Source organism: Microcoleus sp. Pol12B5 (assembly GCF_036701335.1).
Classification (GTDB): Bacteria; Cyanobacteriota; Cyanobacteriia; order Cyanobacteriales; family Microcoleaceae; genus Microcoleus.
The window spans coordinates 1-19,970 of the sequence record NZ_JAUBQQ010000086.1 but is presented as its reverse complement, the minus strand read 5'-3'; the positions used below and the strand labels follow the sequence as shown (position 1 = coordinate 19,970).

Genomic DNA, 19,970 nt, shown 5'->3' with positions numbered 1-19,970 from the left:
TACCATTCTTTCAGAGGGGTATAAGGGCTATGTCCTTCATTCTATCAATGTTTTGACGGGGTTGTCACCCCGTCAGGTCGCAGACTTCAGCAATTCATCAGCGTTTATCAGCGTTTATCTGCGGTTAAAAATCCCCCTCAATTCCCTGACAACAAGCTTAATGTCCCAATAGCTTATCCCGCAAATGCTTGATCCGATCGCGCAATTTACCCGCCTCCTCAAACTCCAACTTCTTCGCCGCCGCCTTCATCTGCGCTTCCAACCGCCCGATTAACTGAGGAATCTCATCCAAAGATAACTCGTTTACCTGTTCGTAAACTTCTTCCAACTGCTGAGAATTAAGCTTGCGCGACACATCCAAAAATGCCAAAATTGCATTACTCGATCGCTTTTTCGCGATCGGCTGCGGCGTAATCCCGTGCATCTTATTGTACGCTAGCTGAATCCCCCGGCGTCGATCCGTTTCGTCTATCGCCTTAACCATACTATCCGTCAAATTATCCGCGTACAAAATAGCCTGTCCCTGAACGTGCCGCGCCGCCCTTCCAATCGTTTGAATCAACGAACGTCCCGATCGCAAAAACCCCTCTTTATCCGCATCCAAAATTACCACCAGCGAAACTTCCGGCAAATCCAAACCTTCCCGCAGCAAGTTAACACCAATCAATACATCAAACTTACCATCCTGCAAATCTTGGATAATTTCGATGCGTTGAATCGACTGAATTTCCGAGTGCAAATACCGCACTCTAATCGCCCTCTCCTGCAAATATTCGGTTAAATCTTCCGCCATCCGCTTCGTTAAAGTCGTCACCAAAACTCGCTCGTCCCGACTTACTCTCTCCTTAATTTCCCCCAACAAATCATCTATTTGTCCTTCCGTCGGGCGCACGAAAATCGTCGGATCTATTACTCCCGTAGGGCGAATTACTTGCTCTGCAACTCTGCCTTCAGATATTTCCATTTCCCAATCCCCAGGCGTAGCAGAAACAAAGATGCACTGATTCTCTTTTGCCCAGAATTCCTCTGCTTTTAAAGGGCGGTTATCTGCCGCACTCGGCAAACGAAAACCATGTTCTATCAATACTTTTTTGCGCGCTTGGTCGCCGTTGTACATCCCCCGAATTTGCGGCACGGTGACGTGAGATTCATCTATCACCAACATCCAATCTTTCGGGAAATAATCAATCAAACATTCTGGCGGTTCCCCCGCATTTCTCCCTGCTAAATGCCGCGAATAATTTTCGACTCCGTTGCAGTAACCTACCTCGCGCAGCATTTCCAAATCGTAGCGCGTGCGCTGTTCTAAACGCTGAGCTTCTAAGAGTTTCCCCTGTTTTTCAAATTCTGCCAGTCTGTCTTCTAATTCGAGTTCTATTCCTTGGCAAGCAGCCTCTAACTTATCTTCCGCCGTGACAAAGTGGCGCGCTGGATAGATATTTAAAGCCGTTGAACTTTGCAGGATTTTACCTGTTACCGGGTCAACGTAGCGAATGGCATCGATTTCGTCGCCGAAGAATTCAACGCGAATAATTCTATCTTCGTAAGCGGGGCCGATTTCCAAAACATCGCCTTTGACGCGAAATTTGCCTCTGCCTAAATCTATATCGTTGCGGCTGTATTGGACGTTGACTAAATCTCGCAAAACTTGCCGCTGGTTGACTTCCATTCCTACTCGCAAAGGAATAGCAGCTTTCAGGTATTCTGCAGGCATTCCCAAACCGTAGATGCAGCTAATTGAAGCAACTACAATTACGTCGCGGCGTTCAAAGAGCGATCGCGTGGCGGAGTGCCGCAACATATCGATCTCATCGTTAATTGCTGCCGTCTTCTCAATGAAAGTATCGGTGACTGCGATGTATGCTTCAGGTTGGTAGTAGTCGTAATAACTGACAAAGTATTCGACTGCATTGTTCGGGAAAAAATTTCGCAGTTCGTTGCACAGTTGAGCTGCTAGGGTTTTGTTGTGTGCTAAGACTAAGGTGGGTCTGCCGACTTTTTCAATCACCGAGGCAATGGAGAAGGTTTTGCCCGTACCTGTGGCACCGAGTAAGGTTTGAAATCGATCGCCCGCTTCGATCCCTTTGACAAGTTGCTCGATCGCTAGCGGTTGGTCGCCTGTGGGCTGGAAGGGCGCTTGCAATTGAAAAGATGCTGCCGCAGTTACCATAGGAAAATGTAGCTATTACCCATAAATCTTAACAAAAATGCAGAGATTCTGCAATTTCGTTAAAAAAATAGTTAGACTTTGTAATATTATTTTAATCATCGGCCGAAATAGCAAGCAGAAAGCCAAGAAAAGCAGTTGTCCGCACCCAGCAATCAACGTCCAAAAATAAGCGAGGAAAAGAATTATGGATACGAGCAGTACAGGTACAAGCAAAAGCAAAGCGATCGCCCGTCGCGGTAAAGGCAGTTCCAAAAGCCAACCGACACCACCCACGGATGCCAAAGCAACAGGAATCCAACTTTATCGGCCGCAACTCATGCATGACAACCGCCCTGTCGGCCCAGATGATTTTACCATCAGCGAGACCGTCTCGATATCGGGGAACCGCCCGATCGGCATTAGCACGCTGCACCTCAGCGAAACCTACGGCACTGTAGGCAATCGCCCAGTCGAATCCAGCGACTTTGAAGTGGTTGCTACACTCGGCAATCGCCCGATCGGCTCCAGCGCCATGCAAGTCAGTGAAATGTTCAGTATGTCCGGTGCTCGCCCTATTGCAATCAGCACTCTTCACATTGATGAAGTTTACTCCACAATGGGAGGAAACCGCCCCATTGCCTCCAACGAAATTGACGATAGCTCGACCTTAATGGGATTTTTAGATTAATTAGTCAGTTGTTAGTTGTTAAGCTGTTGTGGCATTTAAATTGTTTGTCAAAAAACAATCAAACAATGAGTGGGGTGTCCCGCCCGCATCGAATATACAATTTAAATGCGCGACAGCTTAGTTGTTAGTTGTTGGTTGTTAGTTGTTAGTTGTTATCTGCTATCAATAACTAATAACTAATAACCACAGCCAACAGTCAACAGCCCACAAACTACTTCCCCAGACCCTGATATTTACTTAATAAAGCAGCAAAGCGCTTGTAATCCACAGGCTTCCTCACATACTCCGCCGCTCCCAATTCCAACCCCTGATTTTGGTCGTCCAAAAAAGTTATCATAATCACTGGAATATCAACCAAATCTTGATCTGCTTTCAACGCAGACAGCACCGCCCAGCCGTCCATACTCGGCATCATCACGTCCAGAATAATCGCGTCGGGCAGCAACTCCTTAGCCAACAGAAGCCCTCCTTGACCGCTAGCCGACGATCGCACCCGAAATCCCTGTTTCGATAAGCAGCGGGTCATCAAATCTCGCGCGTCTGGATCGTCGTCAATCACCAGCACAGTAGCAGCATCGGGCAGATCCAGCGGTTGTGATCGCAGTTCTTTTTGCTTCGCTTCAGTCGCCGCTGCACTCGTGTCTAACTCCTGGGAAGACTCAGCCTGAATTTCTGGGATTTCTCGATCTTCCCGCGCTTCTTTCGGGTTTTTAACCGCAATCGGCAACCGGATCGTAAAACTAGAACCGCAGCCAAACTCGCTCTCAACGGTAATGTCTCCGCCCATCATCTGGCAAAATCTCCGGCTAATTGTCAGCCCCAAACCAGTGCCGCCGTATTTGCGCGTAGTAGAATCGTCCGCTTGAGCGAAAGCTCCGAATAGCCTCGACACCTGATCCTCAGTCATGCCAATGCCGGTATCGGTTACTTGAAACACGATCAAAGGCTGTTGACAACGAGAAGGATCTGTCCAGAGTTCTGCGGAATTGTCGATCGGCAAAACCTCCCCTTCTTCTTTCCAAACATTAATCGTAATTTTGCCTTGATCTGTAAACTTAGCAGCATTGCTCGCCAAATTTAACAGCGCTTGTCCCAGCTTCCCCGAATCAGCGTATATCGTGCCAATATTGCGATCGCAATTGACGATCAAAGTATTGCCATTTTTCCCTAGCGTCGGTTGAACAGTAGTGACAACCTGCTCGATCAAATCCAACACCTCAAAAGTCTCCAAGAAAAGAGTCATCTTTCCTGCTTCAATTTTAGAAATATCCAGGATGTCACTAATAATGTTGAGCAACTGCTTGCCTGCCATATTAATGCTTGCCAAATCCATGACAAACTCTTCTTCGCCGAGTTCCAGAGCCTCTTCTTGCAGCAGCTCGCTGTAGCCGATAATCGCATTCAAAGGCGTCCGCAACTCGTGAGTCATATTTGCCAAAAAAGTGCTTTTCGCCCGGTTGGCAGCTTCCGCAGCATTCTTAGCGACTTCCAATTCCTCCGATCGTTCCTCTAGCTGCCGCTGCCGCACTTCCAAACCGTTGAGCAAACTGCTAATTTGCTGAGCCATTGTATTGAGAGTAGAAGATAGCACCCCGATCGCGTCATTAGAAACCACAGGCGATCGAGCCGTAAAATCACCGCTGGCCATCAGTTCCGCAGTTTCCCGCAGCAAACCGAGATTCCGAATAATTGCCGACACCGACACAAAAGCCACTATCCCCGCGATCAAACTCAAAACTGAAGCCCCCAGCAGCCAGTGCTGAGTGCGGCTCGCCACTGCCAGAGTTTGCTGCACCAGCACCGCCATTGCTGCCTCAGAAACCCCCGCCGGAGTTGAGGCAGCTTTTATTGTCAGCAAATAGTTCTTCATCTCCACAGAACCCATCCACCCGACTCCCACCGCCATCCAAGTTATGAGTACCAAGATGACAAACAGCCCGCTCAAAGACGCCCGAGTTCCCAGAGAAATCGGCCTCGGAGCAAGTGCCGCCGCCCAAGGATAGGTTTTGAGAAAAGGATCTGGCGGAACCGGTGCGCCCGAATTCCAAATCTCCTCAATTTGACCGTCCGACCGCACCTTACCAATCCGCACTGTTTTCCAGATATGCTGCGTTTGGGCATCTATTTTTACCTTGCCCGATGGCGCTGCAAACTCAATATTTTTAGCAGCAGCCCTGACTTTAACCACATCTGTCGAACCAGCTTTTTCTACTGCTTGCTTCCACAGGTAAACGCCCAAATAAGCTGCTGCGATCGGGTCATCCGTGACTCGATTTTCCCCGTATCGGGCTTTATAAGCCTTGACAAATTTCCGATTTTCCGGTGTGTCCACCGTTTGAAAATAGTTCCAAACCACCAAATGTCCAGCAATATTGGACGGCCCGATCGCCCGCACTTCCTCTTCTGCTACGCTAACCGACATCACCGGCAAATCGTCGGGGTTCACGCCAGCTTCCCGCAACTTTTGGAAAAAAGCCACATTGCTATCGCCGTTGAGTGTGTTGAGAATAGCATCTGGTTTCACCGCTAAGATATGTGCGATCGCCTCGCCCACTTCCCTCGATCCCAGCGGCAGATACACTTCCCCCGCCAACTCTCCCCCCAGTGCCGCCAGTTGAGCTTTCACAATCCGATTTGCTGTGCGGGGAAAGAGATAGTCCGAACCCAACAGGAAAATTTTCCGCTTTCCCTGTGCCAGCAAGTAATTCACCCCAGGCACAATCTGTTGGTTCGGGGCAGCACCAGTGTAGAAAATATTCGGACACTGTTCTAGCCCTTCATACTGCACCGGATAGAACAGCAACCCGTTGCCGTGCTCGAAAGCAGGCAGTACAGCTTTGCGGCTCGCCGAAGTCCAACAGCCAAATACCACCGCCACCTGCGCTTCTAAGAGCAATTGCTTAGCTTTTTGAGCAAAAGTCTGCAAATCGCTGGCTCCATCTTCTATAACCGCTTCCAAGGGGCGTCCGAGCACCCCTCCGGCCGCATTAATTTCCTCAACCGCCAACAGCGTCGCATCTTTAACAGAAATTTCGCTGATGGACATCGTGCCCGTCAGCGAATGCAACACACCTATTTTGATCGGCTCACGAGTCGGGCCGGCTGCTTCGAGGGGGTTACTGCTCCTTGCTCCCATAGGGTTTTAGATAATTTTTACTAATAACAGAAATTTTAGTTCGATCCTGCTGGAAGTTAACCTTGACGCTAACTCTTGTTTAGCAGACTATTTAACCCGATCGTCACCAAACTTGGGAATTGCTGCACCCTACAGATTTTAACTTTCCAACTCTCAGCATAGACTTAAGTCTGCACTAAACTGCCTCCCATTTCTCTCTTCATCTTTTACCGATGTCCAAAGAGCCTCATACCACAACATTCCACACTTAATGCCATCGCTCGCGCCGCAGAAAAATTCTCCCCCCTCCTCCCCTTTTCCCAACTCATTCACTGCCCGCGCCTTGCGACCCACCAAGCAATCTCACGCACTATTCCCCTTCCCCTATCTCCTTTGGGGCTAATGGAAGTTTCCGTAATTTATCTTAACTATAAAACTCAAAATTATTCACCAGCTCCTATCTCCCTTGAGGTAGATGGAAGTCTTCGTGATTTCCGTTATCTTAAGTATAAGGTTAACTTCTAAGTACCCTTGTTAAAAATAAATTTTGCAAACAATAGGGGAAAAACTAATGAATAGTCAAGAAAACGCGACCCACACGGCCAGCGAAAATCAAGTCACGGTACCAAAATCTAGGGAAATATTGCTCGGCGAGGAAACAGAAAAAGCCCTCGGTCAGCAAAAAAAAGAAGATGCTCAAACTATGCGCGCTGTGGAACAGTTGAAAGAAGAACTTCAGCACAAAATAGATGAAGAATGTCATCAAAAGGTAGATTAAAACTAATACGGATTTTTTTCGGTGTGGGTAAGATGCAATCTTGCCCACACTCGCTTTGGGAAGGCAGAATTAAATAAAAATTGATACTTTTAAATTATTTGGGGTATGAAAAAAAACTCCGGGAAGCGGGGTTGACTATCCACCAGCTTTTTTACACAAATACTTCGTTGCAGCCACCAGAAACGGTGAAAAAAAACCTATAAGTATGAAAGTGGCAGCCTGTCCAAGACATAAAAATAACTTTTCCATTTTCCATCTTCATTTTTTATTCATTCTTTCTTCCTAGAGGTAGAGTGCAACGCAGCTCCTAGTTACCTATGATGAGTTTATTAAGTAAAAAATGTCTGATTAAATACAGATAGGGAGAAAACCATGAGCACTGAAGATAGAGCAAAGGCAACTGGCAACAACATCGCAGGCAAAGCTCAAGAAGCCCTAGGCAATGTTACTGGCGACCCGAAAGATAAAGCAGAAGGCAAAGCCAAGCAGGCAAAAGCTGAAGCTGGTCACGCGATCGAAGATGTAAAAGATGAGCTCAAAAAGAAACTAGACTAAGCCTAATACTATAGGCATTGAGAGGGTCGAGGAACCTGACCCTTTCAACTATTCCAAATGTTTTAGGAACGGAGGAAAAAAGGTGAGTTTATTGCAGCAGAGTCGCAAAATAATTGCAGGCGTACTTTTGGTATTAATGCTGGCAGTTACTACTGCCTGCACGCCCAGCGTTTCCGCCCAAAAACCGACTGATATACCCGTAGCAATTGGTGGCAGTCAGGGTTATTACGCGCAGCTAGAACGTGGCAATACCGCCGCAGGTCAAGATTTTGGTCAATGGGTAACAAAGACGGCTAAGGGCTTGGTTCAGGATGCTTATGTGCGCGACAATAACAAATTGGGAGTTGTAATTACCCCGCAAGTCCGCCCGACTGAAGTGAAAGATTTGGCGAAATCTTTAGCACAAGGTTTTCACCGCAATTTCCCAAATCAGGATGTAAGTGTTTTGGTTTACGCTCCTGACAAAAAGTTAATTTTGACTGCTAAGTACGACCAGCAATCAAATCAGATTGAATACAAGTCTTGACCGAGTTAGCAAGCTTAAATGATAGTCGCGTGGCGGTTTAATATTCCGCAGTTTTTTGAAGGCTAAACCATCTCAATTTAAGACTGAAATGTTGTGTAGATTGGAAGAGAGTTACCATGAGTAGCAGCGATAATTACAAGCGTCAAATCATGAACGATTTAGCCCAGGGCGATCGAGAAATTATGCCGGAGACAACGGGTGAAGATTACGAAAACTTTGACGATTTTGCTCAGAGAACTTCCCCTGCTCAGCGCAAACAATTATTCGGGCGTTCCCTGAATCACGACTCCCTCCCGCCGGCTCAGTTGGAACCGGAATTGCAAAAGGCGATCGCCCAAATTAAGCCAAATGAACGCGACGATGTAGCACGGGAATTCTTCAAGCATTTGGGCAAGAGAGGGTTGAACGATCGCCAATTGGAAAAGCAGCTAGGACTTTCTACCCACCACGCCAGCCGCATGAATGCTGACGATGTTACCAAGTTGGCCTCCTTCACCTATCACAATCACCCGGATATTTTCCAAGAAGTGCTAGCCGAACAGCCGAGTTTGATGAAGTTTTTAGGCAATCCAATTGTTGCTGGTATTTTGGGAATAGTTGCGGCTAAATGGCTCAACAACCGTAAATAATCTTGGATTCAGACACGCTGCAAAGCTGATAGTATGTGCAGCAAATAAAAGGACGATCGCGCTGGCGATCGTCCTTTTATATTTTATATCTAGTCCTGTAGTAAAATAGTAATTGCTCAACCCCCTTGACAAGAAGACAAGATAGACATTAGATCAAGGAATGGAAAAACTCCCCGACTTAAAGCAACTATCGAACGAGGCAAAAGAAGCCTTGATAGTAGAGCTATGGCCAGAAATCCAAAAACTTAGCGCAGCATTAGCCACATACGAACCAAAACCAGGCTCATCTCCCAAAAAACCTAGCCAAAATTCCAGCTCTCCACCATCCTCATGATTCAAGCCAAACATTAAGCCATAGAAAATTGAGGGGATAAAAAGACAAAGAAGCCTAGGAAGAGCAGGAGGGGGAAGACAGCTACATCCTGAACCTGACCAAACAATCATCGCCCAACTCAAAAATTGTCCCCAGTGTGGAGAGAAAGTCACCGCCGCCGCACAAAAATTGCAATCCCTCTACGAAAAAACCGAACTACCCCCAATTCGCCCCATAGTCACCCGAACCGAACGTTATGGTGGTCAGTTTGCCTGCTGTCAGACCGAATATGTTGCACCTGTACCATTGGGAATGGAACCAGGTTTACCGTTTGGCAGTTCAATTCAAAGCTCGCGTCACATATCTTCGTTACACTCATGCCATCAGCTACGAACCGCTGTCGTCGATATTTGGCGGGTGCATCTCACTTTGGCAAATGTGTCAAAAAGAGATAAAATGAAAAAACTAGTAAAATCGTTAAATAAAGATGAGGCAAATAAAACGACACCATCAGACCAACAACAGCTAAAAGCCCACTTAAAAGCGGTAGCAGAAATTTTTTACAGAAATACAGATCCAACCGAGTTAAAAAGTTTTGAAAGTATAGAAAAATCCCTGCGAAGCGAAAATGTTAGAAGAAGTGGGCCCAGAACTAGGTAGCTTTTTTTTCATCAGTATCAGGAATTAAAACAGGAAAGCCCCGAAAAATAACATCAATAATCGGCTCGCTCGACATTACAGATAATCAGGCAAAATATTTTGGCTTAAAAGCTTACAGTCAATTTAGTCCACTCATGGAAAATTGCTGTCTTTTAATCAGTGCCAATGAATCTTATCAAATGGCAGAAAAAGATTTGGAAAAATTTACGGGTATCAAAATTTTTCACAGTACATTACAAAGATTAGTCAATCGACAAGAATTTGAATTGCCTACATCTCAACAAGGAGTCAAAGAAATTACATTGGATGGCGGTAAAGTTAGACTACGCAACGAAACCAAGGGCGAGAGCTGTTACTGGAAAGACTATAAAGCCCTGTGTTTAGATAATGTTTATTCGGGAGCCTTTTTTCAAAATAATCAAGATTTAATTGATTGGACTAATAGCCAAAAATTACTACACCCTATGTATTGTCTAGGAGATGGTCATGCCGGGATTTGGAACATATTTAAAGCAATTGGAGACAATGAACAAAGACAAGAAATCTTAGATTGGTATCATCTCAAAGAAAATCTCTACAAGGTAGGGGGTTCAATAAAAAAACTAAAATCAGTAGAAAATATGTTATGGCAAGGCAAACTTGATGAAGTTATAAATTTATTTAAAGACTTTAAAGATCGAGCATTTAAAATAAAACGTTTTGCAATTATTTAGAGACCCATCGCTGTCGAATAGTCAATTACCAATACTACAAAGAAGAATCCATAGGTTCGATTGGTTCGGGAACAATTGAATCAATAATTAAACGCATTGGATTAAGGGTGAAAATATCGGGAGCGCAATGGAAGATTGAGAACGTTTCGTCTATCCTTGCTCTTCGCTGTGCTTATCTCAACGGTCAACTTTCAATTTGATGTATTTGCCAAACTGAGATGCACCCTAAAATTAGTCCATTTTGCAACTAACCCTAATGGAAATTTGCAACTAACCCTAATCGAAACATTAATAGGACTTACGCATAGGGGCATAGAAACCGGGTATTTTACGACAATAATTGGTTGTGACCCTCTGATTCGGTAAAAAACCCGGTTTCTTCGATGGGAGTGCGTAAGTCCTGAGTAAATCAATAAGGGCGGGCAGTGCCAGTCCTCTTACTTCTCATTACTCCGAAATACCGACTTACCCTTCGCTTTCAGAGTATTAGCCGCATCTGCTAAAGTCTGCGCGAAAGGCTGCTGCGAGTGCATGAAAACGCGAGCGGTATTGCGTCCCGGCATCCCCGAAATTGAGCCACCCGGATGCGTTCCCGCTCCCGTGAGGAACAAACCATCGATCGGCGTTTTGTAATTCGCCAACTCCGGCAAAGGACGGAAAAATATCATCTGATCTAGCGTCATATCAACATGATAATAATTCCCTTTCAAAGCCCCCAAACGCTCTCCCAATTCTGCCGGACTTTCCACGTGGCGCCCTATAATTGAATTTTTGATATTTGGCGCGTATTCTGCTAATTTATCAATGCAGCGATCGGCAACTTTGTTTTTCAGCTCATCCGTCCAACCCGTACCGTGTTGACCGGTTCCTTCAGCATTTTCGATCATGTAAGGAGCAAAAAATTCAATCCAAGCCGTATGATGTCCGGGGGGAGCCATTGACGGGTCTAGTACCGTCGGAAACACTACATACATCGATGGGTCAGAGTCGGGAATTCTGCCGATTGAAGGCTCGCTGTGAGAAATTTCAACGTGTCTCACCGAATCTGCAATTAAAACCGAACCGATTAAATATTCGTCCCGATGATTCCAGCGATCAAACTTGGGCATTTCATTGAGAGCTAAGTCTATTTTGAGAATAGTCTCGTTGTTGTTAACAATTTTGCGCTCCAATCTTTCCCGCAAATCCGGGTCGGCACTGTCAACATCGCTGGAGTCCATTAAGTGCAGAAACAAGCGCTTAGCATCAATATTAGAAATGACACCTTTTGTAGCGCGGTATTCCGTGCCGTTGGCAACTCGAACTCCCACAGCGCGACCATCATCAACTAATATTTTCTCGACGTGCTGGTCGGTAAGTACCACACCTGAATAGCTTTTAACTAAATTGAGCAGCGCTTGCACTAATGCACCGGTTCCTCCGCGCGGTCTTGCCATGCCGGGATTGTGTCTCATTGCCAGCATAATTGCACCTACAGCAAGGGTTTTTTGCGAAGGAGGCGCGCCGAGCTCTGCGGCGAATCTTGCTAGGGGTGCTTTGATAAATTCCTCGTCAAACCACTCGTTGAGAAGGTCTTCAGCGCTGGTGAGCATCGTGCGAATAAAGTCCAGCGTTTTGTCGGGTGAACCGATGACTGACAATAAATCTTTGATCTTTGAAATATCGTAGTTGCCCAGAATATCTATGATGGATTTTGGTGGCGCATTAAACATCGGAACCATTGCCCCTAAAGCCCGCTGCCAAAAGTCTGTATATTCGGCATATTTTTTAGCGTCGCGCTCGTTATAGCGGGCAATTTCAGCACAAGTTTTTTCAACGGATTTGTGCGCTAAGAAATATTTACCGTCGGGATGTGGACAAAAGGCCACTGGATCGCAGAAAAGATATTCTAAACCGTATTTTTCCAGTTCTAGTTCTTCTACAACTGGCCCTAAATGGATAAATTCGTGGTCGATCGCGCAAAGATTGAATTTAAAATCCGGCAATTCGGGAATGGCAGCTTCAGTAGTTGCCGCGCCGCCGGGAACTGAACGTTTTTCTAACAAGAGGACTGTATATCCAGCTTTCAGCAGATAAGACGCACAGACTAGTCCGTTGTGACCTGCGCCTATGATAATGACATCATACGTTTGCATAGATGAAGTTTTAGGGAGAGGATATTTTGCTTATTTTACAAATGTTAACAACTTTGCCGTCTCTACCAATAGAAATAGATTCATTGTCAATAAGCCTTTTTAGCATATTACAAAAGATGGAGCTTTGACCAAACGCTGTTGTGTAAGCGCCTTATTTCTACTTAAATTTACAGAGCTATCGCCTTTCTTAAATCGCGCCAATATTGTACTCTATTTAACCACATTTATTTGCATTCAATTAAAAATTGAAGCAAACGAAGTAAGAAGGAAAAAGGAAGAGAAAAGGGGGCAGAGGGAATAGGGAATAGAAACAGTTTTGAGATTGCTTTTTTCCTGGCAACGCGGCGATTGGAAGGAGGTAAGCCCTAGGAAAATTACTTCCTCCACACTCAAAACTGCTAGCCAATTACCTATTAGTACATTGAGAAATATTACTTCAGTTCCCGCAATGCCGCCTCAGCTTTTTGTACACCATCATTGTTGCCTTGCTGGCGGTAAGTGTCGAGGGCTTGTTGAAAAGCTTCAATTGCTTCGGATTTGCGATCGCGCGCTTTGAGTGCCTTACCCATATTGTAATAAGCTTCTGCCCGGTTTGGATCAAGCTTAATCACTCGCCGAAAAGTGGTAATCGCTCCTGAAAAATCTTGTTTTTCCAGTTGAATTTTCCCCATTCCTGCGTGTGCTTCCACTAAATTAGGTCGCACCGCAATAGCCCGCTGATAAGCTATAAGCGCTCCGTCGAAGTCGTTTTGAGCCTGGAGAAGTTCGCCAATTTCTAGCTGCACTTCTGGATTCCGGGGCTCCAATTTGGCAGCTTCTTCAAAAGCTGCTAGCCCTTCGGAAGTATAGCCGGCACGCAGCAAGGCAGTGCCTAATTTTAACTGGACACCTGCTTGTTTGGGAGCGAGTTCGGCTGCTTGTTGGAGCACGGTGACAGCACTGGCAAAACTTCCCTGCTGGATCAATACTAAACCCATTGAAGAATAAGCTTGCCAATTTTTTGGATCGAGGGCGATCGCCTCTTGGTATGCTTTAAAAGAACCGCTGTAATCTTTTTGCTGAAAGAGTACCACTCCGAGACCGATTCGGGCATTGACATTTTTGCGATCGAGCACAGCGGCGCGGCGGTAAGCTGTGGCTGCTGCGGGATAGTTTTGTAAATTCGCCATAGCATATCCTAATGCGTATTGGAAGTCAGCATTATTCGGTTCGAGACCGATCGCTTGTTGGTAAAATTCTACTGAGGCTTGATAGTTGCCCTGACGCGCTTCTAAATAGCCAATACCCGAAAAAATGCGGGGGTTTTCCGTATCTAAACGCGCCGCTTCTTGATAAATGGCGATCGCCCTAGTGTAGTCTCCTGAATCTACAAACTCGCGCCCTTGTCGCAGCAGATCATCTAAATTTGAATTATTTTGAGGGTTGACTTGAACGGATATTTCTGCTGAGAGCGCTATCTGCGGCGCTGCGACAGCGAATCCTGCTACTAGCAACGTACTGAATACTAAGAGACTTTGTTTGTGCACGGCCATGTGTTTCAAAGAGTATGTGGAATGGAAGAGCGAGTTGCTGTCAGCTTGGCAAGCTGACAACTTATGATTTACCAGGAATGTTTGAGTGGCGAGATGTAGTAAATCTACAGAACAAGACCCACTCAAAATTTTCGCGATTGAGGCCAACTGATGATTGTAACAACAACTGATATCATCCAAGGAGCAGAAATTCAATCTTACCTGGGAATTGTAACTGCTGAGGTTGTCTACGGTACCAATGCCCTGCGAGATTTCTTCGCGGGCATTCGCGACATCATCGGCGGGCGCACCGGCAGTTACGAGGAAGTGTTTCTCAAAGGACAGCGAGATGCCCTCGCGGAACTGGAAAAACGGGCCCAGCGCCTCGGCGCCAATGCCGTAATCGGGGTGGAAGTTGACACCGGCACGATTAATGTAGACTCAAACGGGGCTTTGCTGCTGATTACTGCCGTTGGAACGGCTGTAAGATTGCGTTAAGCTGTTTTTTCTTTATACGTCCGCCTTTTCTGTATACATCCGGGAAGCTTTCCAACGGGATAAAATAGTTATCCGCCATCAGTCATCAGTCATCAGTCATTAGCTAATAGCGGGTGGCTGGGGGCGGATGACTTTTTCGTTTCTTTCTTCAGACATAGATACTGGTTATTTCCCCAGGCAGATATAGTTTCTATCAATCTCAGCCACAATCAATGCTTAAGTGAAAGATTGTTAAAAATTAAAGCAAATCTCAGAGGAAAAAAAAATCTATGTCATACGTAAATAGACCTGTAGATAACGTTGGTACCGAACCCGTGGTCGTAAATTCAGTCATGGAATACCACGATCGAGTACGTTGGGGCCCGATTTTTTCTGGTTTGGTAATTGCGATCGGTACACAACTGGTATTAAGTGCATTGGGCGCTGCGATCGGGTTGAGCAACATTGCGGGTTCAGGAGCTCCGCGCACTATTGCCGGGGACGTGGGTACCGGCGTGGGAATTTGGTCAATTATTAGTTTGTTAATTAGCTTGGCTGTTGGCGGTTGGGTAACTGCTCGCGCTTGCGGCCCGATGAACCGCAACACAGCGCTTTTAAATGGAGCAATTTTGTGGGCAACGACCTTAACAATTGGCTCTTGGCTGTTAGCAAATGGCGTGGCCGGCACTTTTGGCGTAATAGCTGCGAATGCGGGAGAAGCAATTAATCAAGCACAGCAGGGCGGGGTCGATTTGCCGAACCGAGCACCTAACGTAAGTGCTCAGGATACTCGAAATATTGCTGCTAATGCTGCAAAAGCTGGTTGGTCGTTCTTGTTCGGCTCACTATTGGGTTTAGTTGCTTCGATGGTAGGAGCATCTGCCGGCGCGCGCACTCCCCGGAATTACTCGTAAAAGTTTCGTCAGACACGGAAAGTTTATATTCAGGAAAGCACTTTTTTTAAGGTGCTTTTTTATTGCTTTAATTCGGAAACTATTTTTGTATTGTTGGCAGGTTATACCTGAAAACACATTTTTTGAGGCTCGGCATCCCCGTTTTTAAAGGGAGGCAGAGCCTCCAGATCTTTGTTCCCAGGCTCTGCCTGGGAACGAGGATAATGAACGATCAAAGCGAGAGAAAGGTGCTTATAGCGTACCCTACGAATTAAGCGCTGAAGTATTTGGCGGCTGGGTGATAGGTGATAATTGCCGTTGTTGATTGTTCGGGATAAAGTTGTTCGCTTTCATCCATGTAGAGGTTGATACGATCGCACTTTAACAATTCCAGTTGCTTGTACTGATCCGCCATGTTCGGACAAGCGGGATAGCCGAAACTGTACCGCGAACCGCGATATCTTTGTGCTAGCATATCGCGAATGCTGTCCGGTTCTTCGCTACCAAATCCCAATTCCCGGCGAATTCGCGCGTGAGTCCATTCTGCTATTGCTTCCGCTGTCTGTACCGCTAACCCGTGAAAGTAGAGATAGTCGGTATATTGATTGTTAGCAAATAGCTTTTGCGCGTACTCTGTAGCAATTTCTCCCACTGTCGCTACTTGCATCGGAAATACATCGATTTTACCGGATTCTTTGGGCGCGAAGAAGTCGGCAATGCACAGCCGGCGCGCCGATTTTTGGCGAGGAAATGTCAATGTTGCAGCGGGTGTCGATACATCTTGCCCGCCATCCATGATTTCGGGCTGATACACATACAAAGAATTGCCTTCAGCTTGACAGGGAAAATACCCGTAGATGGCTTGCGGCTGCAGTAACTTTTCCGTAAGAATTTTGTGTTTCCACTCTTCCAATATCGGATAAACTGTTTCAGCCAAGAAAGCATCGTATTCTTCCCGCGATTGGTCTTTTGGCTTGCGGAACTGCCACTGACCGGCAACTAAAGCTTGCAAATCTAAGTGCCAGAAAATCTCCTCAAAGGGGATGTCTTCTCCCTGCAACAGTTTCGTTCCCCAGAAAGGAGGATTCGGGCGATCGATATCTGCTGCCACTGCTTCGGATCGCCTGGTATCAATGACCACAGGAGTGTCTGCTTTCTTCGCATCTTCTACAGAAGTTTCTGGCGAAGTTTTAGCTTCTTTAACCGCCCCATTATCCTGCCCTATTTCATCTAAAAATCCTTGCAAGTCTTCCCATTTACCAGCAGATTTTGCTGGCATGAGTTTGTCCATAAAGTGCAAGTCAGAAAACGCATCTTTGCCGTAAACGACTTTACCTTTGTAGGTATTTTGGCAGTCTTCATGTACAAACTTGGGAGTCAAAGCCGCGCCGCCCAAAATTACCGGAACCGTGATTCCTTTCTGGTTGAATACTTCCAGATTTTCTTTCATGAATGCGGTGGATTTTACCAGCAGACCACTCATGGCAATACAGTCAGCTTTGTGCTTTTCGTAGGCTTCGATGATATTGTCAACTGGCTGTTTAATACCCAAGTTAATCACTCGGTAGCCGTTGTTTGATAGGATAATATCAACCAAATTTTTGCCGATGTCGTGAACGTCGCCTTTGACAGTAGCGATGATGAATGTGCCTTTGGCGTTGTCCCCGGATTCGGACTTTTCCATGTACGGTTCTAAATAGGCAACTGCCGCTTTCATGGTTTCTGCTGACTGCAATACAAAGGGCAGTTGCATTTGTCCTGAACCGAACAATTCTCCGACTACTTTCATGCCGTCTAGCAAGAAGGTATTGATAATGTGGAGGGGCGGATAGGTTTCTAATGCTTTGGCGAGTTGGATGTCGAGTCCAATGCGTTCGCCGTCGATGATGTGCTGCTTGAGGCGTTCTTCTACCGGAAGGCTTGCGTCTTCTGTCCGATCGCGCTTGGTAGTTTTGCCCGCAAACACCGTTGTCAGGTCGCCCAAGGGGTCATAAACGCAAATATCGCCGTCAAACTCCCGTTCGTCGTAAATTAGTTTACGGCAGATTTCTTGGTGTTTGGGGTCGATTTTGGCGAGGGGCAAAATCTTATTGGCGCTGACAATTGCCGAGTCCATCCCGGCTTGCATTGCTTCGTGCAAAAACATCGAATTCAAAACTTGCCGCGCCGCCGGATTTAAGCCGAACGAAATGTTAGAAACTCCTAAAATTACGTGACATCCTGGCAATTCTTGGCGGATGCGGCGGATGGATTCGATGGTAGCTTTGCCGTTTTTTCTGTCTTCTTCAATCCCGGTGGAAATGGGCAAAGCTAGGGTATCAAAAAAGATTTCCTCGGCGGGAATTCCGTAGGCGACGGCGGCGTTATAGGCGCGTTGGGCGATCGCAAATTTTTGGTCGGCTGTTCTGGCCATCCCGTCTTCGTCAATTGTACCAATAACTATGCCCGCGCCGTATTTTTTCGCCAACTCTAAAACTTGATAAAAACGCGGTTCTCCGTCTTCGTAGTTAGTGGAATTCAGCAAACATTTGCCGCCCGCAACTTTTAAGCCTGCTTCCATCTTTTCCCATTCTGTGGAATCCAGCATTAAAGGGAGAGTTGCATTAGTCACAACGCGGGAAACTAATTCTTTCATGTCGCGCACGCCGTCGCGGCCGACATAATCAACGTTAACATCGAGAATGTGCGCGCCTTCTCGCACTTGTTCCCTGGCCATTGCTACTAAACCGTCCCAGTCTTCGGCGTTTAGCAAATCGCGGCATTTTTTGGAACCGCTGGCGTTGAGTCTTTCGCCGACAATTAAGAAGGAATTCTCTTGTTCGTAGGGTTGGGCGGTGTAAATTGAAGCGGCGGAAGGTTCCCAAGTAAATTCGCGGATTTTGGGTTTAAGAGTTTTGCCAATTTCTGATAGTTCGCGGATGTGATCGTAGCGGGTGCCGCAGCAGCCACCGATGACTTGCACGCCTAAGTCTTCGACAAAGCGCATCAAGGCCATTTTTAATTCTATTGGCGTGAGTTTGTAGTGTGCGTGCCCGCCGATGTTTTCGGGTAAACCGGCGTTGGGAACGCAGGAAACGACGAAGGGCGAATGTTCGGAAAGGTATTTGACGTGTTCGGCCATGCGATCGGGTCCGGTGGCGCAGTTCAGGCCTAAAATGTCGATCGGGTACGGCTGCAAAATGGCTAGGGCGGCGCTGATGTCGGAACCGACTAACATGGTGCCGGTGGCTTCCATTGTGACTGATACCATTAACGGAATGCGCGCACCTTTTTTCTTAAATACTTCTTCAATGGCATTTAATGCTGATTTAATTTGCAGCACATCTTGACAAGTTTCGACAATAAATAAGTCAACGCCGCCGTCATAAAGTCCTTCTGCTTGTTCGGTAAAAGCGGCGGTGAGCGTGTCAAAATCAATGTGTCCTAATGTTGGCAATTTGGTGCCTGGCCCGATCGATCCTGCGACAAATCGAGGTTTTTCTGGCGTGGAAAATTCGGCGGCGATACCCTTGGCGAGTTCGGCGGCAGTTTTGTTGAGATAATATGCTTTGTCTGCCAAATCGTATTCGGCGAGAACGATGGAAGCAGCGCCAAAGGTGTCTGTTTCGATGACATCGGCCCCTGCTTCGAGGAATCCCCGGTGCACGTTGGCGACTGCTTCCGGCTTGGTGTGGACGAGATATTCGTTGCAACCTTCGTATTCTTTGCCGCCAAAGTCTTCTGCGGTGAGGTTTTGGACTTGCAGGTTGGTTCCCATCGCGCCGTCGAAGACGATGACGGGGCGTGAGGGGTGGTGGAGGCGATCGAGGAATCTGCTATTCATAAGCGGTCAAAAAAAACGCAGGTGCTATATATTTACAATTTTATCTATTGTGCAATATTGTCAACAATTATGTGACTGTTGGCAAATGGCTAATGACCATGCCGATTTGAGATTTGGGATTTGGGATTTTGGATAAAAAAACCAGCCCCCGGATTCATTACGACGCGCAGGTTGACTGATGGGGACAATCCCCAATCTCAAATCAGATGACAATAGTTCGATCGTACCTGTAAGTGTGCGGGAAATGTCCGATTATTTCGAGGATGCTGTTGTGCGTGGAGATTTGGGGGAGAAGCGGGTGATTATCGGCTGCGAGGGGTTTTTCCGCTTAACTGTTGAGGAATTTTGCCAAAATGCGATCGAAATAATTAAACGATTGATGTTAAAGGGCGATCGAATTTTCTGCTATCTCGTAGTTATGCTGATAAGTACGATCGCGATCGCTACTCCTGGCACTTGCCATTGTTTGAGTGTTTCTTCTACGAATAGACGGAATTCGCTCAGATCCCATTGGTTGTTCATCAGAAGTCTCCTTCCCAATTTCACAATTTTATCAATGAGTCTCGAAAAGCATGGGTTAGTTTGAAAGCAGCGAGTTGCTTTTTGTTAATTGGTTCAAGACTATAATCGATAACTCCAGCTAACTCCACCATCTGTTTTTCTACACTTTTTGCCATCACTAAAGATACGCCCAGAACTAGCGAAGCTAATATGAGCCTAAAAAAACGACCTGGTATTTGCAACAAGGTCGAGTTGATTAATGGAGATCGTCTATACAAGCGCTATCATCCCAGGAATTGGTAAAGCTGATTGTCTATACCAACGCCAACCAAACCAGGGTAAGAGCATCTCAATCAGGCTTGACACAAGGATTTGATAATAAGCATCATGTACTCATCACTCATTGCTGGCCGGTTCCTTTTTTGTTTCAAGCTACGCGGTAGGGTGGTTTCACAGGTTGAGGGCATTAAGGGCCATCCGTCTGAGCACAGCCAAGTTTTGAGG

General features: G+C 46.3%; 14 protein-coding genes and 1 pseudogene. 10 read left to right on the top strand and 5 right to left on the bottom strand.

The window, feature by feature from the left end:
* Positions 1-157 precede the first annotated feature (157 nt).
* On the bottom strand, positions 158-2,170 hold the full coding sequence (gene uvrB, locus QUA24_RS24360) for an excinuclease ABC subunit UvrB (protein WP_333232734.1): 2,013 nt from the start codon (positions 2,168-2,170) through the stop codon (positions 158-160).
* Between the two features lie 184 nt (positions 2,171-2,354).
* On the opposite strand from uvrB, the gene QUA24_RS24355 reads away from it, so the two are divergent.
* Positions 2,355-2,837: a hypothetical protein gene (locus QUA24_RS24355; protein ID WP_333232732.1), complete on the top strand. Its 483-nt coding sequence runs from the start codon at positions 2,355-2,357 to the stop codon at positions 2,835-2,837.
* 211 nt (positions 2,838-3,048) lie between these two features.
* Here QUA24_RS24355 and urtA read toward each other — a convergent pair whose 3' ends face one another.
* The gene (urtA, locus tag QUA24_RS24350; RefSeq protein WP_333232730.1) at positions 3,049-5,973 is read right to left on the bottom strand and encodes an urea ABC transporter substrate-binding protein; all 2,925 of its coding nucleotides are present in this window, start codon (positions 5,971-5,973) and stop codon (positions 3,049-3,051) included.
* A 550-nt stretch (positions 5,974-6,523) separates the two neighbouring features.
* Between urtA and QUA24_RS24345 the strand changes: the two genes are divergently transcribed.
* From QUA24_RS24345 to QUA24_RS24320, 6 genes and pseudogenes are all read left to right on the top strand, one after another.
* Positions 6,524-6,730, top strand: coding sequence for a hypothetical protein (locus QUA24_RS24345; RefSeq protein WP_333214471.1), 207 nt, complete (start codon positions 6,524-6,526; stop codon positions 6,728-6,730).
* Between the two features lie 372 nt (positions 6,731-7,102).
* A complete protein-coding gene (locus QUA24_RS24340; RefSeq protein ID WP_333034601.1) occupies positions 7,103-7,285 on the top strand; it encodes a CsbD family protein in 183 nt (60 codons plus the stop codon).
* An 82-nt stretch (positions 7,286-7,367) separates the two neighbouring features.
* The gene (locus QUA24_RS24335; protein ID WP_333232728.1) at positions 7,368-7,811 is read left to right on the top strand and encodes a hypothetical protein; all 444 of its coding nucleotides are present in this window, start codon (positions 7,368-7,370) and stop codon (positions 7,809-7,811) included.
* 116 nt (positions 7,812-7,927) lie between these two features.
* Positions 7,928-8,440 carry a hypothetical protein gene (locus tag QUA24_RS24330; protein WP_333232726.1) on the top strand — a complete coding sequence of 171 codons (513 nt, stop codon included), beginning with the start codon at positions 7,928-7,930 and terminating at the stop codon, positions 8,438-8,440.
* A gap of 569 nt (positions 8,441-9,009) precedes the next feature.
* Positions 9,010-9,213, top strand: coding sequence for a hypothetical protein (locus tag QUA24_RS24325; protein ID WP_333232724.1), 204 nt, complete (start codon positions 9,010-9,012; stop codon positions 9,211-9,213).
* A pseudogene (locus tag QUA24_RS24320) lies at positions 9,210-10,326 on the top strand (ISKra4 family transposase). Before QUA24_RS24325 ends, QUA24_RS24320 begins: the two are co-directional and overlap by 4 nt.
* A gap of 237 nt (positions 10,327-10,563) precedes the next feature.
* Here the strand turns inward: QUA24_RS24320 and crtO are convergent.
* Together crtO and QUA24_RS24310 are read right to left on the bottom strand one after the other, a co-directional pair.
* On the bottom strand, positions 10,564-12,261 hold the full coding sequence (gene crtO / locus QUA24_RS24315; protein ID WP_333216670.1) for a beta-carotene ketolase CrtO: 1,698 nt from the start codon (positions 12,259-12,261) through the stop codon (positions 10,564-10,566).
* A 431-nt stretch (positions 12,262-12,692) separates the two neighbouring features.
* Entirely contained in the window at positions 12,693-13,793 is a 1,101-nt protein-coding gene (locus tag QUA24_RS24310; RefSeq protein WP_333232722.1) for a tetratricopeptide repeat protein, read from the bottom strand.
* A 150-nt stretch (positions 13,794-13,943) separates the two neighbouring features.
* Here QUA24_RS24310 and QUA24_RS24305 point away from each other — a divergent pair, with 150 nt between their 5' ends.
* Both QUA24_RS24305 and QUA24_RS24300 read left to right on the top strand, forming a co-directional pair.
* A complete protein-coding gene (locus QUA24_RS24305; protein WP_006634531.1) occupies positions 13,944-14,270 on the top strand; it encodes a YbjQ family protein in 327 nt (108 codons plus the stop codon).
* A gap of 269 nt (positions 14,271-14,539) precedes the next feature.
* A complete protein-coding gene (locus QUA24_RS24300) occupies positions 14,540-15,163 on the top strand; it encodes a hypothetical protein (protein WP_333232720.1) in 624 nt (207 codons plus the stop codon).
* Between the two features lie 250 nt (positions 15,164-15,413).
* Here QUA24_RS24300 and metH read toward each other — a convergent pair whose 3' ends face one another.
* Positions 15,414-18,965 (bottom strand): methionine synthase, encoded by a 3,552-nt coding sequence (gene metH / locus QUA24_RS24295; protein WP_333232718.1) that lies wholly within the window; start codon positions 18,963-18,965, stop codon positions 15,414-15,416.
* A gap of 178 nt (positions 18,966-19,143) precedes the next feature.
* Here metH and QUA24_RS24290 point away from each other — a divergent pair, with 178 nt between their 5' ends.
* Complete coding sequence (locus QUA24_RS24290; RefSeq protein WP_333232716.1) at positions 19,144-19,551, top strand: hypothetical protein; 408 nt, start codon at positions 19,144-19,146, stop codon at positions 19,549-19,551.
* Positions 19,552-19,970: the final 419 nt, after the last annotated feature.